Annotated in this window: 15 protein-coding genes; 4 read left to right on the top strand and 11 right to left on the bottom strand. The window is 57.9% G+C overall.

Annotated elements, in window-relative coordinates; all coding sequences use genetic code 11:
- Positions 1-82: 82 nt before the first annotated feature.
- Positions 83-1,552, bottom strand: a complete 1,470-nt coding sequence (locus ASQ50_RS19155; protein WP_058090116.1) for a glyceraldehyde-3-phosphate dehydrogenase — start codon at positions 1,550-1,552, stop codon at positions 83-85.
- Positions 1,553-1,723: 171 nt separating this feature from the next.
- On the opposite strand from ASQ50_RS19155, the gene mfd reads away from it, so the two are divergent.
- Complete coding sequence (mfd, locus tag ASQ50_RS19150; protein WP_058090117.1) at positions 1,724-5,257, top strand: transcription-repair coupling factor; 3,534 nt, start codon at positions 1,724-1,726, stop codon at positions 5,255-5,257.
- Positions 5,258-5,350: 93 nt separating this feature from the next.
- Complete coding sequence (locus ASQ50_RS19145; protein ID WP_156510039.1) at positions 5,351-6,067, top strand: CsiV family protein; 717 nt, start codon at positions 5,351-5,353, stop codon at positions 6,065-6,067.
- Here ASQ50_RS19145 and ASQ50_RS19140 read toward each other — a convergent pair.
- From ASQ50_RS19140 to ASQ50_RS19120, 5 genes are all read right to left on the bottom strand, one after another.
- Positions 6,051-6,839, bottom strand: coding sequence for an S-methyl-5'-thioinosine phosphorylase (locus ASQ50_RS19140; RefSeq protein WP_058090119.1), 789 nt, complete (start codon positions 6,837-6,839; stop codon positions 6,051-6,053). The two genes, ASQ50_RS19145 and ASQ50_RS19140, sit on opposite strands and share 17 nt — an antisense overlap.
- Positions 6,823-8,031 carry a mechanosensitive ion channel family protein gene (locus ASQ50_RS19135; protein WP_058090120.1) on the bottom strand — a complete coding sequence of 403 codons (1,209 nt, stop codon included), beginning with the start codon at positions 8,029-8,031 and terminating at the stop codon, positions 6,823-6,825. The genes ASQ50_RS19140 and ASQ50_RS19135 overlap by 17 nt, the downstream gene beginning before the upstream one ends.
- A gap of 23 nt (positions 8,032-8,054) precedes the next feature.
- A complete protein-coding gene (locus ASQ50_RS19130) occupies positions 8,055-8,549 on the bottom strand; it encodes a L,D-transpeptidase (RefSeq protein ID WP_058090195.1) in 495 nt (164 codons plus the stop codon).
- 65 nt (positions 8,550-8,614) lie between these two features.
- Positions 8,615-9,292: a TetR/AcrR family transcriptional regulator gene (locus ASQ50_RS19125; protein ID WP_058090121.1), complete on the bottom strand. Its 678-nt coding sequence runs from the start codon at positions 9,290-9,292 to the stop codon at positions 8,615-8,617.
- Positions 9,293-9,352: 60 nt separating this feature from the next.
- Positions 9,353-10,249: a hypothetical protein gene (locus ASQ50_RS19120; protein WP_058090122.1), complete on the bottom strand. Its 897-nt coding sequence runs from the start codon at positions 10,247-10,249 to the stop codon at positions 9,353-9,355.
- A 157-nt stretch (positions 10,250-10,406) separates the two neighbouring features.
- Between ASQ50_RS19120 and ASQ50_RS19115 the strand changes: the two genes are divergently transcribed.
- The gene (locus tag ASQ50_RS19115; RefSeq protein WP_058090123.1) at positions 10,407-11,030 is read left to right on the top strand and encodes a riboflavin synthase; all 624 of its coding nucleotides are present in this window, start codon (positions 10,407-10,409) and stop codon (positions 11,028-11,030) included.
- A 4-nt stretch (positions 11,031-11,034) separates the two neighbouring features.
- On the opposite strand, the gene ASQ50_RS19110 is transcribed toward ASQ50_RS19115, so the two are convergent.
- The 5 genes from ASQ50_RS19110 to ASQ50_RS19095 all read right to left on the bottom strand — a co-directional run bounded on the left by ASQ50_RS19110 (position 11,035) and on the right by ASQ50_RS19095 (position 19,487).
- Positions 11,035-12,168, bottom strand: a complete 1,134-nt coding sequence (locus ASQ50_RS19110) for a class I SAM-dependent methyltransferase (protein WP_058090124.1) — start codon at positions 12,166-12,168, stop codon at positions 11,035-11,037.
- Positions 12,169-12,353: 185 nt separating this feature from the next.
- Positions 12,354-13,421, bottom strand: a complete 1,068-nt coding sequence (locus tag ASQ50_RS19105) for a class I SAM-dependent methyltransferase (RefSeq protein ID WP_058090125.1) — start codon at positions 13,419-13,421, stop codon at positions 12,354-12,356.
- A 144-nt stretch (positions 13,422-13,565) separates the two neighbouring features.
- Positions 13,566-13,739, bottom strand: a complete 174-nt coding sequence (locus tag ASQ50_RS21275; RefSeq protein ID WP_197492706.1) for a hypothetical protein — start codon at positions 13,737-13,739, stop codon at positions 13,566-13,568.
- Between the two features lie 124 nt (positions 13,740-13,863).
- A complete protein-coding gene (gene can / locus ASQ50_RS19100) occupies positions 13,864-14,541 on the bottom strand; it encodes a carbonate dehydratase (RefSeq protein ID WP_058090126.1) in 678 nt (225 codons plus the stop codon).
- A gap of 65 nt (positions 14,542-14,606) precedes the next feature.
- Positions 14,607-19,487 carry an NAD-glutamate dehydrogenase gene (locus ASQ50_RS19095; RefSeq protein WP_058090127.1) on the bottom strand — a complete coding sequence of 1,627 codons (4,881 nt, stop codon included), beginning with the start codon at positions 19,485-19,487 and terminating at the stop codon, positions 14,607-14,609.
- Positions 19,488-19,652: 165 nt separating this feature from the next.
- Here ASQ50_RS19095 and ASQ50_RS19090 point away from each other — a divergent pair, with 165 nt between their 5' ends.
- Positions 19,653-20,615 (top strand): AAA family ATPase, encoded by a 963-nt coding sequence (locus tag ASQ50_RS19090; RefSeq protein WP_058090128.1) that lies wholly within the window; start codon positions 19,653-19,655, stop codon positions 20,613-20,615.
- Positions 20,616-20,624 lie beyond the last annotated feature (9 nt).

Genomic DNA, 20,624 nt, shown 5'->3' with positions numbered 1-20,624 from the left:
CTCCTCGAAAGTCGTAAAAAGGCCCCGACAACTCACGCTACCGGGGCCTTTTGATCCGACTTGACTGAAACGGGCTTAGACTTTAGTCACGTGCCCGCTTCGGAAAGATCGGGTAGGTGACGCCGGCCATCTGGTTGACACAACGGATAACCTGAGCGCTGTAGCCGAACTCGTTGTCGTACCATACGTAGAGAATCAGGCGCTTACCGTTTGCGATAGTGGCCTGGGCATCGACAATCCCGGCATGGCGGGAGCCTACGAAGTCTGTGGATACCACTTCCGGGGAATTCACGAAATCGATCTGCTTCTGCAGCTCGGAATGCAGAGCCATGTCGCGGAGGTAATCATTCACCTTCTCTACATCCACGTCGGACTTCAGATTCAGGTTGAGGATGGCCATGGACACGTTCGGCGTCGGCACCCGGATAGCATTACCGCTCAGCTTGCCCTTGAGCTCCGGCAGCGCCTTGGCAACAGCCTTGGCCGCACCTGTCTCTGTAATAACCATGTTCAGTGCTGCGCTACGACCACGACGGCTACCCTTGTGGTAGTTGTCGATCAGGTTCTGGTCGTTGGTGTAGGAGTGAACGGTCTCAACATGGCCATCTTCAATGCCGTATTCGTCGTTGATGGCCTTCAGCACCGGGGTAATGGCGTTGGTGGTACAGGACGCCGCGGACAGGATCTTGTCTTCGTCAGTAATCCAGTCGTTGTTGATGCCATACACGATGTTCTTGATGTCGCCCTTGCCCGGAGCCGTCAGAATCACGCGGCTGACTCCCTTGGACTTCAGGTGCAGGCCAAGGCCAGCTTCGTCACGCCACTTGCCGGTGTTGTCGATGACAATGGCGTTGTGGATGTCGTAGCTGGTGTAATCCACCTTGTCGGGGCCATCGGAATAAATCACTTTGATAAAGTTACCGTTGGCGATCAGGGCGGAATTTTCCTCATCTACGGTGATGGTGCCATCGAAGGGACCATGTACAGAGTCACGGCGCAGCAGGCTAGCACGCTTCTCCAGATCGTTCTCGGCACCACCCTGGCGAACCACAATGGCACGCAGGCGAAGATTGTTACCACCGCCGGCTTTTTCAATCAGGATGCGGGCCAGAAGACGGCCGATACGACCAAAACCATAAAGCACCACGTCTTTGGTTTCGTTCTGGGCATCCTGCTCGGACTGACTGGCATACTGACCAACCACCGGGCCGATTTCACGCTTCAGAAATTCAGTGAGGTCACCGCCTTCAGCCTTGAACTTGACCGCCAGCTTGCCGATGTCAACGTGGGCGCGGCCCAGGTCCAGCTTGTCCATGGCCTGCAGGATCGGCAGCGTATCGTGTACGGACAGCTCGCTGTTCTCAACCTGACGAACAAAACGATGGGCACGGATGATGTCGATCACCGACTGGTTGATGATCGCCCGGCCGTATACCGACGTAACAACGTTGTTTTTGCGGTACAGGCGGCCAATCAGCGGGATCATCGCTTCGGCGGTGGACTCTCTTTCTGTCCAGTTGGACAGGTGCTGGTTGATTTGTTCGTGACTCACGGTTGGAACCTCGTATGGCACTGGGAATAATTTTGAGGCGCACATTATCCAACTTAAGACGCCCGACGGCAAATAGCGATTTGTCGGTACCAGCCATGACACTGAAACCCCCGAACGCTAGAATAGCGCCGCTCGGTTCCAGACGCGCCAACTCAGGAGATTTGACAGCTCATGCCCCAAGGTTCCGCCCGTGCGGCCTCACCCGCCCCGTTGATTGCCCCGACGCTGCCGGATAAAAGCGCCGACCACCGCAAATGGGGCCAGCTTCACGGTTGCAGTGACGCCCTGGCCATCTGCGAGAGCGCCAAGCTGCACAAAGGACTGACGCTGGTGGTTACCCGAAACACCGATGAGGCCATCCGCCTGGAGCAGGCCATCCGGTTTTTCCTGAACCTGCCACCGGAAGAAGACGGCGCTACGGTGACCGCAGACGGCCTTGAGCTGTTGTCGCTGCCGGACTGGGAAACCCTGCCCTACGACCTGTTTTCACCCCATCAGGACATTACTTCCCGGCGCATCCGCACCCTGCACCGATTGCCATCCACACGCCACGGTGTTCTGGTGGTGCCGGCTCGCACCCTGATGCATCGGCTGGCGCCGCCAAGTTACCTGCAAGGCAACACCCTGCTATTAAAAGTAGGCCAGAGTCTGGATATCGACAGCTGGCGCATGCAACTGGAGGCTGCGGGATATCACCACGCTGAAAATGTGTATGAGCACGGTGAATATGCCGTGCGCGGGGCGATTCTGGACATCTACCCCATGGGCTCCAACCTGCCCTACCGGATTGACCTGTTTGATGACGAGATCGAAACCCTGCGGACCTTTGATCCGGAAACCCAGCGCTCCATCGATCGCATAGACCAGATCGAACTGCTGCCTGCACATGAATTCCCCTGGCACAAGGAGGCCCGCTCCGGCTTCCGCAATCGTTGGTTTGAGCATTTCCCCCATGCCGACAAAGACGCTCCGGTCTATCAGGACGTCAGCAACGGTATTACCCCGCCAGGCATCGAGTATTACCTGCCATTGTTCTTTGACCAGACCGCCACGCTGTTCGATTACCTGCCGGCCACCACACTGGTGTTTACCGCAGACGGCCTGAACGACGCTGTCACGGCTTTCGATGCGGAAACCCGCGCCAGGCACGAGGACCGCCGGCACGACCGGCTGCGACCGATTCTGCCGCCCGCCGAGCTTTTCCTGCTACAGGACGAAGTGTTTGGCCAGATCAAGCGATACCCGCGCATCACCTGCACCCCCAATGCCATGGACGGCGCAGGGACTGCCAATTGCGGCGCCACACCGTTACCTGACGTGGCCATGGACGGCCGGGCCGCGGACCCGGCTGGGCGACTCAAACGCTTTATCAAGGAATTCCCGGGCCGCGTGCTGATTTGCGCCGAATCTTCCGGTCGGCGCGAAGCCCTGATCGAGAACCTGCGGGATCACAAGCTAAAGCCTGTCACCGTCAGCGGCTGGCAGGATTTTAGCGAGAGCGATAGTGCTACCCTGGCCATCACCATTGCGCCGATGGAACAGGGAATGGTGCTACCGGAGCAGAACCTCGCCCTGATTACTGAAACCGCCCTGTTCGGCGAACGGGTTCTGCAGCGGCGCCGGCGCGAAAAGCCTACGGAAGTGGACGACCACGGTTACCGGGACCTGTCCGAACTGCGTATCGGCTCGCCGGTGGTGCATATTGACCACGGAGTTGGCCGTTACAAAGGCCTGGAAACCATCAGCGCCGGCGGCCAGGCCGATGAGTTCCTGACGCTGGAATACGCCGGTGGCTCGAAACTCTATGTTCCCGTGTCTAGCCTGCACCTGATTTCCCGTTACGCCGGTACCGATGAAGAACACGCACCCTTGCACAAACTGGGCACCGACCGCTGGAGCACCGCCAAGCAGAAAGCTCTGGAGAAGATTCGCGACACCGCCGCCGAGCTGCTAGACGTGTACGCCCGCCGAGAAGCCCGAAAGGGCTTCCAGTTTGAAGACCCGAAAGAGGCCTACCGGGCGTTCGCCGCTGGCTTCCCGTTTGAGGAAACGCCGGACCAGCAAGTAGCCATTCAGGCGGTGTTCGAGGACATGACCGGCGAACGCCCCATGGACCGCCTGGTGTGCGGCGATGTGGGCTTCGGTAAAACCGAGGTAGCCATGCGAGCGGCCTTCCTGGCCACCTGGTCCGGCAAGCAGGTGGCCGTGCTGGTGCCCACCACCCTGCTCGCCCAGCAGCATTACGAATCCTTCCGGGATCGTTTTTCCGACACCCCGGTCACCGTGGAACTGCTTAGCCGTTTTCGCAGTGGCAGCCAGACCAGCAAGGCCATGACAGCCATTGAGGAAGGCAAGGCGGACATCGTGATCGGCACCCACAAATTGCTGCAGGGCGATGTGAAGTTCAAGAACTTGGGCCTGGTCATTATTGATGAGGAGCATCGGTTCGGTGTTCAGCAGAAAGAACGACTGAAATCCCTGCGGGCAGAGGTGGATATGCTCACGCTGACCGCCACGCCGATTCCGAGAACCCTGAACATGGCCATGGGCCACCTCAGGGACCTGTCGATCATCGCCACCCCGCCGGCCCGCCGGTTGTCGGTCAAAACCTTTGTGCGCCAGCGCGAAGAGGCCATGGTGAAAGAAGCCATCCTGCGGGAAGTCCTGCGTGGCGGTCAGGTGTATTTTCTGCACAACGACGTGTCGACCATAGAAAAAACGGCCGAGGATCTGCGCAGACTGATTCCGGAGGCCCGGGTGGGCGTCGCTCACGGCCAGATGCGCGAACGGCAGCTGGAACAGATCATGTCGGACTTTTACCACAAGCGCTTCAACGTGCTGGTGTGTACCACCATCGTGGAAACCGGCATCGACATTCCCAGCGCCAACACCATCATCATCGAGAGAGCCGACAAGTTTGGCCTGGCCCAGTTGCACCAATTGCGCGGCCGGGTTGGCCGGTCGCACCACCAGGCCTATGCCTACCTGCTGACGCCGCCACCGAAAAGCATCTCCAACGATGCCAAGAAACGCCTGGACGCCATCGCCGAAGCTCAGGACCTGGGCGCCGGCTTCATGCTGGCCACCCACGACCTGGAAATCCGGGGCGCCGGTGAGCTGCTGGGGGAGGAACAGAGCGGGCAAATTGAAAGCATTGGCTTCACCCTGTACATGCAGCTGCTCGATGAAGCGGTAAAAGCCATTCGCGAGGGCCGCACCCCGAATGCGGAACTGCCTTTGAGCCACGGTACCGAAATGAACCTGCGTATCCCTGCCCTGATTCCCGACGACTACCTGCCCGATGTGCACAACCGCCTGATGCTGTACAAGCGCATTGCCAGCGTCCAGAGCGAAGATGAATTAAAAGAACTTCAGGTTGAGATGATCGACCGCTTCGGATTATTACCGGAACCGGCCAGAAATCTGATCAACCAGACCCGGCTGCGTTTGAAAGCCGAAGCCCTGGGCATAGGAAAAGTGGACGCTGGCAAGGAGTGGGTGCGACTGGAGTTTGGCGCGACCACACCAGTAGACCCTCTGGTACTGGTTAAAAAAGTGCAATCCGCACCGGACACCTATCGACTGGAAGGCGCCAACAGCTTCCGCTTCCGGCTGAATGATGACTCAACCAGTGGTAAACTCGACGCCATTGCAGCCATGCTCACGGAATTGACGCCGGGCCACAAGCCAGCCAAGGCGTCGTGAGCAAACAATGACTCAGGTGGAGTAAGACTCTTGCAAGCCCAGCATTTCTGTTTACGGCACTCAGTGATTGGCGCCCTTATGGCGGCGGCCCTCATGCTCGCTTCCACCGCCCTGATGGCCCAAAGCCAGTCAGGCAATGCACCCCGCGATTATTACCGGGCCGAATTCATCATTCTGGAACGGCTGGTTGACCCGTCCGGTATTGACGAGAAGATGGCTGGCAAACAGGTTGAAACTGCCATTCGGCCAGACAAAGCCCTCTGGGTGGATCAGGCCGACGGCAGCCGCCTGTCCGATCTGAAACTGGTGCCGCAGAGCGAGCTGCACCTGAATCAGGCCGCACGGCGCCTTCAAAACAGCGGTAACTACAGGGTGTTGGCAGCCACCGGCTGGTATCAGACGTTCCCGCCCGACTACGACGGCGAACCGCTTCAGGTCGCGTTGGGCGACTGGCTGCCTGACGCCGGCCAACGGGCGGTGGAAGGACACATCACGATTGACCGGCAACGGTTCCTGCACGTGGGCATTCATCTGAATCACTGGATGATTAATGAGAGCACGCCACGCGTTATTCAGGTAACACCGAATGCTGCAGATGATGCCATGTCGCCTGGCGCCTCGGAAGCATCAGACCCATGGCCAGGCACAGAAGTCGGTGCGAGCTTCGGCGCGTCCGAGGCAACCACGTCGGCTTCACCGCTTCAACTGGTCACCTGGATCAGGGAAACCCGGCGCATGCGCAGTGAGGAAATCCACTTCATTGATTCCCCCACGATCGGCGTACTGGTGTTCTTCAAGCGGGTGGAGTGAGCGCCTCAAGCTGACCAAGACCGGCCATTGAGCGCTCAAGGATCAACCGCACCCCGGACATCCCCTGCTCAATGGCCTCTTCAATCTCGGCCATGGTAATGATGTGGTCGGATTTGCCCGCCGCCCAGTTCACCACCAGGCCCAGACTCACGTAACGCATCCCCAGTTCCGCCGCCAGCACCGCCTCAGGCATGCCGGTCATACCCACGATATCGCAGCCATCACGCTCCATTCGGCGTATCTCTGCTGCCGTTTCAAGCCGCGGCCCCTGGGTGGCGCCATACACACCAAAGTCCGAGAACGGGACGGCCGCCTCCCGTGCCGTGGCAACCAGTAACTCCCGGGCTTCCCGGTCATAAGGCCAGGTGAAATCAATGTGGGTGACGTGCTCCAGTTCGCCTTCAAAGAAGGTACTCGGCCGCCCCCAGGTGTAGTCAATCAGTTGATCGGGAATAACCACATGGGCCGGCCCCATGTCAGGGTGAATACCGCCAACGGCGTTGACACCCACCAGGGTTCGAACGCCGGCATCATAGAGCGCCTGGATATTGGCCCGGTAGTTCACCTGATGGGGCGGAATCCGGTGCGGGTTACCGTGTCGGGACAGAAAAATCACCTTCTGTTGCCCCAGCACGCCATGAACCAGGGCGGACGACGGCTGCCCCCAGCGGGTAGAGACGGTTTCCTCGCCCACAAGGGTGAGATCACTGAGGCTGGTCAGCCCGGTCCCACCAATGATACCAGCCGACTTGCTATCAGCGACTGCTGTCATTCTTGCTCTCCACCTGTTTGTCTGAGCCTTGCTCCCGACGGTCCTCATTTCCCGACTCGGATGCTGACGCCTCCTCGCTGTCATTGCCACTAACTCTGACGCCATCGGGAAGGTGCAGTGTGCGGGTCGGGAAGGCCACTTCGGCGCCATGGCTTTCAATAATGCCACTGATCTTCAGCAGAACATCCTCTTTGACCTCATGGAACCTGACCCATTGGGTGGTTTTGGTAAAGGTATAAACCATAATGTCGAGCGAGGACGCATTAAACGCCAGGAAATTCACAATCAGCGTCTCATCGGCCGCAATGTCCTCATGGTTCTTGAGCATGTCGCGGATTTCATCCACGATCTTCTTCATGGCGCGAACGTCTGCGTAGCGAATGCCGATCGTTTCCGAGATACGGCGGTTGGTCATCCGGGACGGATTCTCCACCGCAATGGTAGTGAAGGCCGCATTGGGAACGTAAAGCGGGCGTTTGTCGAACGTGCGAATAGTCGTCAGGCGCCAGCCGATGTGCTCCACCGTACCCTCAATATTCCTGTCCGGGGAGCGCACCCAGTCGCCCACTTTAAAGGGGCGGTCCAGATGGATGATAAAGCCACCAAAGAAGTTGGCCAGCAGGTCTTTCGCCGCAAAACCCACAGCAATACCACCCACACCACCAAAGGCAAGAACGCCGGAGATGCTGAAGCCCAGGGTCTGCAACGCGGTCAGAGCCGCGGTGATGATGATCACTGCCCTCAGCAGTTTGCTGATTGCGTTCACCGTGGTGTAGTCCATCGGTTTGCGCATTTTCATGGGCGAGATCAGAATCTTTTCTGCCTCTTTGACCAGCCTGAGCATGGCCCAGACCAACACCCAGACAAATCCGATCTGCAACAGCGTGCCGTTCGCCTTGAAGATTTCAGCATCGGAGAAGTGATGGGCCACCTCAGCTGCCCAATAGACCCCCTGCAGCCAGATAAACGCCACAACCGGCTTGCGGGCGGCATGGAGCACGGCGTCGTCCCAGAGATTGCGGGTCGCACTGAATTTGTTCTCCAGGGCCACGATCACGCGGGATGCAATAAATGCGGCGGTGGCTGTTGCAAACACCAGCATGAAGATCAGAATACCGGCACGCCACCCTTCCGAAAGCATTCCGAAATCTTTTATCCAGCTGTTCAAAATGCTTAATGCTTCTCCGATCATCGTATCCCTCTGAATGTCAGTAATTAAAGAATCAAGACCCGGGTGCCCGGCGCAACGCGGTCAAACAGGTCCGCAACGTCCTGATTGCGCATGCGAATGCATCCGTGGGAGCGGGCAACGCCCATAGGCTCGGTATCCGGAGTGCCATGGATGTAAATGAAGCGACGAAACGTATCGACCCCTGGCCCACGATTACGTCCCCATTCACGGCCGCACAACCAGATAATGCGGGACAGGATCCAGTCCCTGTCTGGGTGCGCCGAAGCCAACTCCGGTGAATAGCATTCACCGGTGGGCCTGCGCGCGACAAACACAGTATTCAGCGGCAGGCCATGGCCGATCATGGCCCGTACGTAGTGTTCACCGCGAGGTGTGCAACCGCTGGCGTTGCGCTCTCCGGGGCCATTCAGGGCAGTGGATATCCGGTAACGGGCTAACGCCTGCCCACTCGAATCCACCAGCACCAGGGCCTGGTCAGTGATGGAAATCTCAATGTGCGAGATCGGGCTGGATGGTATGCTTACAGGGGGCACGGCTCCCTCCGGTTAAAAACCAGAGGGAAGCCTACCCGAGGCGGGGAACCTCAGGCAACAGAGACTTTGCTCTCAGGCGGCGGCGCCAGCAACTTATCAGGTGCTTGCATGCCGGCTGCCAGGAATGGCACCAGCCTGGCCGCAATCTCCTGGACGGAGGTTTCAACGCCTAGTTTATTCTGCAGAATATCCCGCAAGGCATCACTGCTGGACATGGTGAACGCAGTGGCCCCCAACATAAATTGAATGCGCCAATACCGATCAACCGCAGTGAGCTCCGGTGTCGCTTCCTTGAGCAGCCGCATGAAGCGGCCAAACGGTTGGCTGTATTCCTGCTCCAGAAACTTTCGCAGATGGCCCTGGGACTGGGTGTAAGCCAGCCCCAACAGGCGCATGAAGATGGAAATGCCACGCTCATTGCGCTGGGGCATCCGTATGGCACTCTCAGTAAGCGCCCAGAGGGTCTGGTTTAGCGTGGGGGGATTGCCGTCACACCGCTCTTCCAGGTCGTCGAAGGCGGTTTCCAGGGTTGCCGAAAACGGCGTCAGAAATCGGGCGAAAACCGCGTGGATCAACGCGTTTTTAGACCCAAAGTGATAATTGACAGCGGCCAGATTTACTTTAGCCTTACTGGTAATCATCCGGAGTGATGTTTCGGAGAACCCCCGCTCGGCGAACAGCTCCTCGGCAGCGTCGAGTATGCGGTCAACGGTATCAGACTGCGCCATGTTGTTTTCAGTGCCTCTAGCAAACGTCTGTTTGAAACATACGTTTGAAGACGTGCCATGTCAAGTTCGCTCGGCCGGCACCGCAGCAACAGATTCCCAACCTTTATCAATCGCCTCCTGATTACCATCAAAAAACGCCTGCTGAACCCTGCTGTAAGTCTTTTCCGCTTCCAGCATGTAAATCAGATACAGGCGCACGTACTCCCTGCGGACAAGATGCCTGGCGAGAGCCCGCTGCTCGCTCAAGCGGATAATATCGCTGAACCTGGGATGCTTCAGTGCAGGGTTATACTCCGCCATCCTGGCGCATTGCCAAACCAGCCCCTCCTTGCCTTCCAGATGCTCCACGTGCTTCCGGGCATCACGCAGCAGGCGCTGCCGCTTAACCACAAGGTCCAGATAGGACGGCTTCTCAGTGTAGATCCGCCGAATGATCGGCACTCCCAGCAACAGGATGATAACGAAGGCGCCAAAGCCACCACCGGCAATCCAAGCCGGGATGAAACCGGTGAGCCCGGAGAGAAAAATGGTGGCGGCCACCAGGGCACTGAACACCCACAGGTCGCGACTCCGGCGGGCGGCAGCCATTTGATAATTGGTTGGCCAGTCAGACATGGACAACAGGTCGAAATCCATCAGCAGCACCCGATCACACTGTCGCAGCATCAGTCTTAGCTTGCGCTGCTTCGATTCCGCCAGCGCTTTCTCTATGTCACCCTGTGACTCGCGCCCTGCCTCGCTTTCCTGCTCATCACCCCCCTCCTGCTCGGCGGGCTCCGGGGGTCGATCCGACTCCGCCCGCGCCGCCTCTGATGCTTGCAGAGCTGCGGTACGCTGAGCAGCATTCAAGGCCGCCCCCGCAGCGTCAGGTACAGGATCAGCCGCACGGCCTGGCCTCAGGACCGCGCCCGGGGCGTTGGCATCGTCTGTCAGGTTCTTTGCTGTTTGCTCAGCCATGAGGCCACCTTATCGGTTCGTTCCTTTTGCAAGTATCGGCCAATACGACTGTTTCTTGAATGTCCTGTTTGCCGACGCTTGTTCAGCAGGCTTTCTTGGCAACCGAACCGGCCACCGGTATCCTTGCTCCATCACATCAGGGTTCAGGAGCACCACTATGTTTACCGGTATTGTTCAGGGTATCGCCAAAGTCACCGAGATTATTGCATCACCGGGCCTGAATACTCTGGTTATCGATTTTCCGGGGGCGCGGGTTGAAGGTGTGACCATCGGGGCGTCGGTTGCCATTAACGGAACCTGCCTGACGGTCACTCGACAGGACGGAACCCACCTTTATTTTGACGCCATGCAGGAAACCCTGCGCCTGACCACACTCGGGGAGCTATCCCCCGGAGACACAGTAAACTTTGAACGGGCAGCTCGCATTGGCGATGAGATCGGCGGCCACCTGCTCAGCGGCCACATTCATACCACGGCTACCCTGGTGGACATCGTTCGGCCAGAGAATAACGTAACGTTGTGGTTCGAGATTCCCTCAGAGTGGCAAAAGTACGTGTTCCCGAAAGGCTATATCGCCATCAACGGCGCCAGCCTGACCATCGGCGAGGTTCAGGAGAACCGGTTTAACGTGCACCTGATCCCGGAAACCCTGCGTGCCACCACGTTCGGGAGCGCGGAACAAGGGCAAAGGGTGAACATTGAGGTAGACAGCCAGACCCAAACCATCGTAGACACCCTGGCCCGACTCGGCTACGACCGGCCATCGACAGTCCAGGGCTGATGGCTCACAGGCTGGCCTCAAAAACGACGAAACGCGGGCTTGCCGCCCGCTGCACCACACTGCTGAAATAGCGTTTCAGGGAGCGGTGATACCCCAGGTGGCGATTCCCCACCATCAATAAGGTGCCTTCGGGTTCCAGGTGCCGGGCAGCATCCCGGAACAGCCTCAAGGCAATATGATCGCCGACTACCCCACCCTCATGAAACGGCGGGTTGAGCAGAATCAGCTGATAGTTTCCCGCGCCTCTGTCGACGCCGTCGGAATGGCAGACGCTGGCCCTTGCTTCAAACCCGCAACGCATCAGATTATGCCGTACACTCGCCACAGCCTGGGCGGACACATCGGCAAATTCCACACGGGTATCGTCGCGGCAGGCCATTGCCACCAACCCCAGAATACCGTTGCCGCAAGCCAAATCCAGTACCCGGGCACCACTTGGGAGCCGGGCAACGGCAGGAGCTACAAGTGGCAGCAATTCACGGGTACCAATGTCCAGACGGTCCCGGGCAAACACCGCGGGCATGGCCTCCACGGCGACTGGAAGTTCCGGAACGGAATAACCTTTCCACAGCCCTGACCAGCCCGCCAGGCTTGCCTCTCCCCGGCGACAGACCACAACACGCGCCTTTTTGCGCGCTGGCAGAACCGCTTCGGTGGGCATCGCCTCGGCAAATACGTCAACACTGCGATCGGGAAGGTGCTTGATCATGCCCCCCGCCAGCAGGCAGCCATTGTCTGCCAGTACGGAATTCACCCAGCGCAGCAGCCACGCCAGGTATTCGCTTTGGCGAGGGACACGCATGACGATCAGGTCAAAGGGCCCCTGCGGCGGATTCAGCCAACTGACTGGCTGTTCCGAAGCGTGTATAGCCGGATTCAAAGGGGCGTTAGCGCTCAATGCGCTCGCCAGAACCGCGCTGTCTGCTACCGATACCGGTGCGTGATCAGACAACCCGAGCGTAAGTGCGCCAAACTGGTCATCCACCACCAATACACGATTGCCCGCGTGCACTCGGCGTATGGCTTCATCCAGAAGCAGCTCATCCGCTGCATCCCAGGCACGTAAGTTCTGGTCACTCACGCCGGGGCGGCAGAGCACTCGCTGACCAGCAGAGAACTCTAACGTTGCGGTTGTCATTTTGGGCACTCTGTATCAGGTTTGATGAAAATGACCGGTTTTAGGCTGTTTACTCTAGAAAATAACCCTAAGTTAGAGTTGTTCACGCCGAACACCCTTTCCGGTTACGTTGTCCGGCACTTCACACCCGGACGATCGGCACTTTTCCGGAATTAAACTTTTGCCCCTTACCCCAGGGGCTTTTTTTATGGGCGCATGCCGGCACTGGCCCGGCGAAAGGCTCGATAAACCGTAAAGCGACGGTCCTGCGCCAACCGATCTACCGGCCCGATATGCCGCTGGATCTCACCCTCATAGGGCAGGAAACTGTTTGCCACCAGTCGCAACTCTCCTCCGGGCACCAGGTGACCGGCCACATCCCGGAGAAACTGCTCGGTCATGGACGTGTCGGTTTTGACCCCGCTGTGGAAGGGAGGGTTGGTCACCACTGCCTGCCAGCGCCCGTCCAGGGTCGAAAGTCCGTCGGCAGCGTAGATCTGACCATGCAAGCCGGCCCTGGCATAGGTGGCTTCGGCACAAAGCACAGCCTGGGCTTGAACGTCGACGCCGTCAACCGTCACCGGCGAGCGCCCCTGCCGTTTGGCAAAGCCCTGCAACCAGCTACCGATCACGCCCGCACCACAGGCAAAGTCGAGCACGCGCTCCGCCTTCAAGGGCGACTCCGCCAAGGCTTCAAGCAGCATCCGCGTGCCCGCATCCAGCTCCCCTTCACTGAATACCCCCGGCAGCCCAGCCACGGCGATTTCAACGCCTGCACACTCGAGCTGGCTCCAGCTGATCCAATCACGAATATCAAACACCGACAGGGGCTGACTATTAGTGCCGACCCAGACCTGACAATGCCGGGCACTGTCCACCTTGCCCGTATCGGAAGCCACTTCGTTGAACTGTTTGACCGCCCCACCGATGCCTTCTTTCTTCTCGCCAATCAACACCAACCTGGCGCCTTCACAACCCAGAAACCGAGCCATTGTCAGGCGCAAAGCCAGCTCCGCCCGGGCCTTGGGCAGAAAAACCACAACCGTGTCGTAACCTGCGGCGGCCAGACCATCAGTTTCGTAGCCAAAACAGGCCTGCCAGCCAGACCGCTGTGCCAGTGCGCTGTATACGCCCGCATGCTCACTCATGGCCAGGCCACTGTCACCGCATTGAGACAGTACAAGAGGCTCGGTAACACCCAGTAAGGCAAGCCGCCCCTGTAACAGATCGCGGTTACGAAGAAGAACGTCGTGGGTATTGGTCAGTGCAGACATGGATAGCAAGCCCGTTGGAGATCGTAAAAGGCGCTATGCTAACCGGAAAAAAGCCCTGAGTCTGCCATCGCGGCACATCAGGGCTTTATCAAAAAGGGAAACGGAACGGTAAATCAGAACACCAGTGGGCACCTGGTGAAGGCCTTACTTGTATCGAGCAACCGTGCCAACACGCAGTGCATCTTCCGGTGACATTCCCCAGTCTTCCTGGGGGCGAGGTTCGCTTCGCTTGCTGTCCTGCCGATTGCTATTCATAGCCGTGCCCGCGTTTCTGCGAGCTTCGATTGCACTCAGGGCCTTTTGCATCAGTTCTTTCATGGTCACCTCCCTCATTACTACGGTACCTACTGTACCAAACACAGGGGTGACCATCTGTGATGACGCCAAGGGTCAACAAGTGACGCTCGTCACGATTCTTTGACACTTTTTGACATTTATTTTGTCATGTTTTTTGACGACCTGACCGAACCGGTCGTTCCACCAGCGCCTGAAGGTTTTTCTGACGAACCTTCTCACGCTCCTCTTCACCGGTAATCGCCAGCCCCATGTCACGCAGCAGGCCATCGGCCACATCGTAGACAAACCCGTGTACCGTCAGGGGTTGGCCACGGCGCCACGCCTCCAGGAGAATATTGTTCTGGCACACGTGGGCTACTTGTTCCAACACGTTCAGTTCGCACAGGCGGTCCACCCGGTCCTCAACCGTTGGCAAGGCATCCAGAACAGACTGATGGCGGTCGCGAATATCCTGGACATGGCGCAGCCAGTTAGAAATCAGACCAAAGCCCTCGTTCAGCAGCGCTGCCCGCACCCCTCCGCAGCCATAATGGCCAACAACCATGATGTGTTTGACCTTCAGCACGTCAATCGCAAACTGAAGTACCGACAGACAATTAAAATCCGTATGCACCACCACATTCGCCACATTGCGGTGCACGAACAACTCCCCCGGCATAAGATCGACAATCTGGTTGGCCGGCACCCGGCTGTCTGCACACCCAATCCAGAGATATTCCGGTGCCTGCTGGTTCTTCAGGCGCTCGAAAAACTTCGGATCGCCCGCTTTGATGCCGTCTGCCCAGGCACGGTTTTTCTCCAGTAAATGTTGCAGGTGTGGCATTCACACGTCTCCCAGCATTGATTCCCGCCCGGGATTGAACGGGAATCAACGGCATAACGCAATAGTCAGTTGGTCTTGGCGTCTTCGGGCGACTGGTGCATGGTGCTCTGGGCCAGGTCCAGAAGCTCACGCAAGGCTACTGAAAACATTGCGTATTCGGGCTCCCGGGCACTCTTCAGCTCAGCCAGCATGGCTTTCCAGCGATCAATCATGGGCTGATGCCTCACCTGCCAGGCTTCCACGCTGGCCATGACATCCTCGGGTTTTCTGGCGAGTTTAAGGACGCCCGTCGTCAGGGCCCGTTGCTGCCAGTCCAGATCTTCCCGGAAGCTCTCACGGGCCAGCGCCTGCCAATGGGAGTTCGGTGTCAGCACCGCAATAGAGTTGGCGAACCAGTTCAGATCAAGTCGCTCACCCAGGTCGTAGTAGAGGTTGGCCACGGTCTTGAGTGGCATTCCTGTTGCTTCCTGAGCTTCAATAATGCCCAGAGACGAGTACAGATACCCGGTACCGGCCAGCACCTGGGCAAGATCTTTTGGCAACCCCGCACTGGCCAGGTCCGAATGGCGTTTTTCCCAGACGGCACACGCCTGTTCACCCAGGTATTCTGGCAGGCTGGACGTGATCGCCCAGACACTGTCGGCAAAGCGTTCCATATGGCTCTGGATATTGAGCTCGGCCCGGCGATTGCGCAGCAGCCAGCGCACAGCCCGGCGCATCAGGCGCATCAGGTCCTGCATCAGTTCTATCTGCAAACTGGCCGACACGTGGTAATCCAGTGCTTCAATGCGGTCCCACCAGTTGTCGATGCGAAAGACGTCGCGGGCAATAATCCAGGCCAGGGCAATGGATGCCGAATCCGCGCCCGTCGACTGGTTCAGGCGCTCGACAAAGGTGATACCCATGTGGTTAACCATGTCGTTGGCAATCTGCGTCGCGATGATCTCCCGCCGCAACTGGTGTTCGCCAAGCTCGGAGGAAAACCGCTTGGTGAGTTCCTTCGGGAACACCTTGTACATTTCCCCGGCCAACAGCGGGTCATCCGGTAGGTCGCTGTCTATTAACGTCTGCTTGAGGTCGCCTTTGACATAGGAAATCAGCACCGACAGTTCAGGCCGGGTCAGCCCTTTCTTGGCCAGTTTCCGTTCCGACAACGCTTCGTCGTCCGGCAGAAACTCCAGATCCCGGTTCAGCTTGCCCTGACCTTCGAAGGTATTCATCAGCCTGCGATACTCTTCCAGGCGTGGCGCCGTATCGATACTGGCAATGCTGATGGCCTGGGTCTGGCGATAGTTGTTCTTGAGCACCAATGCGGAAACATCATCGGTCATTTCTTCGAGCATGATATTGCGCTGCTTGCCGGTGAGATCGCCCATAGCAACCGCACGGTTGAGCAGGATCTTCATGTTCACTTCGTGATCCGAGCAATCCACACCGCCCGAGTTATCGATAAAATCGGTGTTCAGGCGGCCGCCTTTCAAGGCGTATTCGATGCGCCCAAGCTGGGTAAAGCCCAGGTTACCGCCCTCGCCTACCACCTTGCAGCGCAGCTCACCGCCGTTGACCCGAAGGCCATCGTTGGCTTTGTCGCCCACATCGGAGTGGCTTTCCGAGGCGGATTTCACATAGGTACCGATACCACCCACCCAAAGCAGGTCCACTTCCGCTTTGAGAATGTGGCTAATCAGCATGTTGGGCGGCACACGGTCTGCCTTGATTCCCAGCAGCTTTTTCATCTCCGGGCTGACCGGAATGGACTTGGCGCTCCGGCTGAATACGCCACCCCCTTTGGAAATCAGCTTGGCGTCGTAATCGGTCCAGGCTGAACGGGGTAACTCAAACAGCCGCTTACGCTCCTTGAAGCTCTTTTCAGCATCCGGGTTGGGATCGATGAAAATGTGAATGTGGTTGAAGGCCGCTACCAGCCGTGTTTTCTCGGAGCACAGCAAACCATTACCGAAAACGTCGCCGGCCATGTCGCCAATACCAATGGCAGAAAATTCGTCTACCGCCGGGTTGATGCCCATTTCGCGGAAGTGCCGCTCAACCGACACCCAGGCGCCCCGGGCGGTGATGCCCATTTTCTTGTGGTCATAGCCATTGCTGCCGCCGGACGCGAACGCATCGCCCATCCAGAAGCCATATTCGGCCGCCAATCCGTTGGCAATGTCAGAAAAGGTCGCCGTGCCTTTGTCCGCAGCAACCACCAGATAATGATCATCGTCATCGTGACGGATAACCCGCTGCGGCGGCTCAATGGCCGAATCCACCAGATTATCAGTGATATCCAGCAGCCCGCGAATGAAGGTTTTGTAGGCAGCAATACCCTCCGCCTGGAACGCCTCCCGGTCGGAAGGGTCTGGCAGGCGCTTGGCCACAAAACCACCCTTCGCGCCAACCGGCACAATCACGGCATTTTTCACCTGCTGAGCCTTGACCAGGCCCAGGATCTCAGTTCGATAGTCCTCGAAACGGTCAGACCAGCGCAGGCCACCACGGGCCACTTTGCCACCACGCAAGTGCACACCCTCAACCCTCGGCGAGTACACGAAGATCTCAAACATGGGCATGGGCAACGGCATGTCCGGTATCCGGGTCGGGTCAAACTTCACGCTGATGTAAGGCTTCGGCTGACCGTCGGCATCCGGCTGGTAATAATTGGTGCGCAACGTGGCCTGCATCAGTTCCATGAACAGCCGCAGCACCCGGTCTTCACTCAGATTCTCTACTTCATCGAGGCCGGCATTGAACTCAATCTCCAGCTTTTGCTGGGCCGCTTCGCACTTGCCACGGCTCTGGAACCGGTCCGGATTGAAACGGATCTCAAACAACTCCAGCAGTGTCCGGGTCAGATTGACGTGGTTCACCAGCGTGTTGGAGATAAAGGTCTGGCTATTGGAAAAGCGGATCTGGCGCATATAGCGGGCGTAAGTCCGCAACAGCGCGATTTCCCGCCAGCTCATGTAGGACGACAGCATCATCCGGTTGAACGCGTCGTTCTCTGCCTCACCGTGCCATACCCTGCGGAACAATTCCTCGAAGATCGGGCGAATACGATGAATGTCGACCACGCTGCCGGAATGGGCCTGCAGGGTGAAATCGTGAATCCAAACTGTTTTGCCGGAACGGTCGATGACCTCGAAGGGATGTTCGCCAATGACACGGAAGCCGAGATTGTCGAAAATCGGCATCACATCCGAGAGGGGCAGCGGCTCATCCGGATAGAACAGCTTGAAGTGCAAGGTGCTCTCGTCTTCCTCCAGCGCCCGGTAGAAACTCATGGCCAGATCATCGTGACGGGCCGAGGCGACAATGTGCTCCAGATCAATGGCCGCCCTCCGGGGAGAGAACATATCGGTGTAGCTCGCCGGGAAGCCGCCGGCCCAGACCCGGTACATCTCGTTACCGTGTTCCTCTCCGTAGGCTTCGCTAAGCGCTTCATACAGGCCATCACGCCAGGATTGCGCCAGCTCTATGACCTTATCCCGGATTTCCGCCAGCGGCAGCTGCCGGTTCTCAACCTGCGGTACCCGGATGGTGAATTGCACCCGGGCCAGCACCGATTCAGAGAAGTGGGTAACGAACTCGATGTCTTCCGCTTCCAGCCGGTCCAGCAGCACTTGCTCAACCTTCAAGCGCAGCTCGGTGTTGTAGATATCACGCGGGAAGAACGCCAGGCAGGTCACGAACTGGCCGTAGACGTCCTCACGCATGAACAGTTCGATCCGGCGGCGCTCCTGGATGTACAGGATATTCTTGGCCACCCGCAACAGTTCATCGGTTTCGATCTGGAACAGTTCGTCACGGGGGTACAGAGTGAGAATCTGCTCCAGTTCCTTGCCTGCGTAGTCATCGGTCAGGAAGCCGGAGCGCTTCATGACACTCTGGAATTTGCGGCGCAGCAGGGGGATTTCATCGGGCCGCTCGTTGTATACCCGGGCCGTGTAGAGGCCCAGGAAACGGCGTTCACCAACCACTTCACCCTTACTGTTGAACTTCTTGACCGCGATGTAATCAGGGTACGCCGGGCGATGCACCCGGGAACGCTGTGCCGACTTGGCAAAGATGAAAATATCATCCGTTCGGGTCATCTCGTGCCGGGTTCGCTGGGGCAACTCATTCAGGCGAACCCTGTCAGGACGCTCATTATTGACCCGCAGGATGCCCAGCTCCGAATTTTCCACCCGGCGCACCACCATGCCCTGTTTGTCTTTGGCAAAGTCGTACTCGTCATAGCCCAGGAACGTGAAGTGATCCTCCACCAGCCACTGCAGAAAGGCCTTTGCCTCCTGCTTTCCTTCGTCACTGATGCCAGCCGTGGTGGCCTCAAGTTCGGAAAGGATCTCACTCACCTTGTTTTTGACTACCGGAAAGTCCTCCACCGCAATCCGCACTTCATGGAGCACATTCTGCAGGGCGTCTTCAAGGTTACGCAGATCTTCCGGCGCGCTGTGCCGGTCTATCTCCAGGACAATAAACGATTCAAAGGCTGCACTGGCTGTCGCCTTTTTGGTGGATAGCAGCTTCTTGAGTTTGCCGTCCTTGTCACGCTGCACGTTCAGGATGGAGTACTGAATCGAGTGCGTACCGATCTCACGCTGATTAATAGCAATTCGTAGCGAATCGATCAGGAAAGGAATGTCAGGGTGCAGGATGAAAATAACGGTATGAGTGGACTGCCATCCGTCGCTTTCCAAATCCGGATTGAATACTGAAACAGGTGTCGCCTCGGCATCACGTTTCTGAATGAACTGCCACGCCGCAAGCATCGCACCATAGGTGTCCGAAAACCGGCGACTCACCAATTCCTCGAGAGGAACATGCGCATAATGCTGTCGGGCAAATTCCGCAATCTTTTTTGCCTCGGTCTTCGCAATCTTCTCTGAGAACGCATCGGCCAACTGTTCAAAAAACTGATCCTTGCTGGCGATTGTCAGCGCATTCATATCCAACCTCTGGTTTGTGTGAAATAAACGTAATCAGGGTATCGTCACATAAGCATAGTCAAGCCCTTGATTTTTGCCGGCCAGACACCAAAACTGCGGCAACTACTTACACAGAATTTCGTCCCGCGCCCGCTGGACTATCAAGAACCAAGAGCAAAGAATTTCATGTCGTTACAGCAAACGTTTGGTGACCTCCGTGCGCAACTGGCAAAACGCATCATCGGCCAGGAGAAACTGGTAGACCGGCTGCTGATTGCCTTGCTGGCTGATGGCCATTTACTGGTGGAAGGCGCCCCCGGCCTGGCCAAAACCACCGCCGTAAAAGCACTCTCCGACCACCTTGAGGGTGATTTCCACCGTATCCAGTTCACCCCGGATCTACTGCCCTCCGACGTCACAGGCAGCGAGATCTATCGGGCTGAGACGGGCCTGTTCGAATTCCAGCGCGGGCCCATCTTTCACAACCTGGTGCTGGCCGATGAAATCAACCGCGCGCCAGCCAAGGTGCAATCCGCCCTGCTGGAAGCCATGGGTGAGCGCCAGATCAGTGTTGGCATGCAAACCTTCGCATTACCCAAACTGTTCATGGTGATGGCTACCCAGAACCCGATCGAGCAGGAAGGCACTTACCCCCTGCCCGAAGCCCAACTCGACCGTTTCCTGATGCATGTAGTGATCGGTTACCCGGATGCCGATGCTGAGCGTCAGATTCTGCACCTTGCCCGTAGCGACTACCGTCAGGGAATACCACAGGTAGACATTCGTCTTACAGAGCAACAGGTTATGGAGGCCCGGCAGGCGGTGTCCGACATCTACATGGCAGAGCCGGTGGAGCAGTATTTGCTGGCCCTGATCCTGGCCACCCGGGATGCCGCCAGCCTGGATCCGGAACTGGCCCGCTGGACGGCTTTCGGCGCCAGCCCCCGGGGCACCATTGCGCTGGACCGCTGCGCCCGCGCCCTGGCCTGGCTGGACGGCAGGGATTACGTCACACCGGACGATGTTCGGACCATGGCCTTTGACGTGCTTCGGCACCGGATTTTGCTGACCTTTGAAGCCGAGGCTGAAGGCATGACCGCAGACACCGTGCTCCAGAGACTGATTGACCAGGTTCCGGTGACAGCCTGAAGTTACCTG

Source organism: Marinobacter sp. LQ44, assembly GCF_001447155.2.
Lineage (GTDB): Bacteria > Pseudomonadota > Gammaproteobacteria > Pseudomonadales > Oleiphilaceae > Marinobacter.
This window is presented reverse-complemented; position numbering and strand designations above follow the sequence as displayed.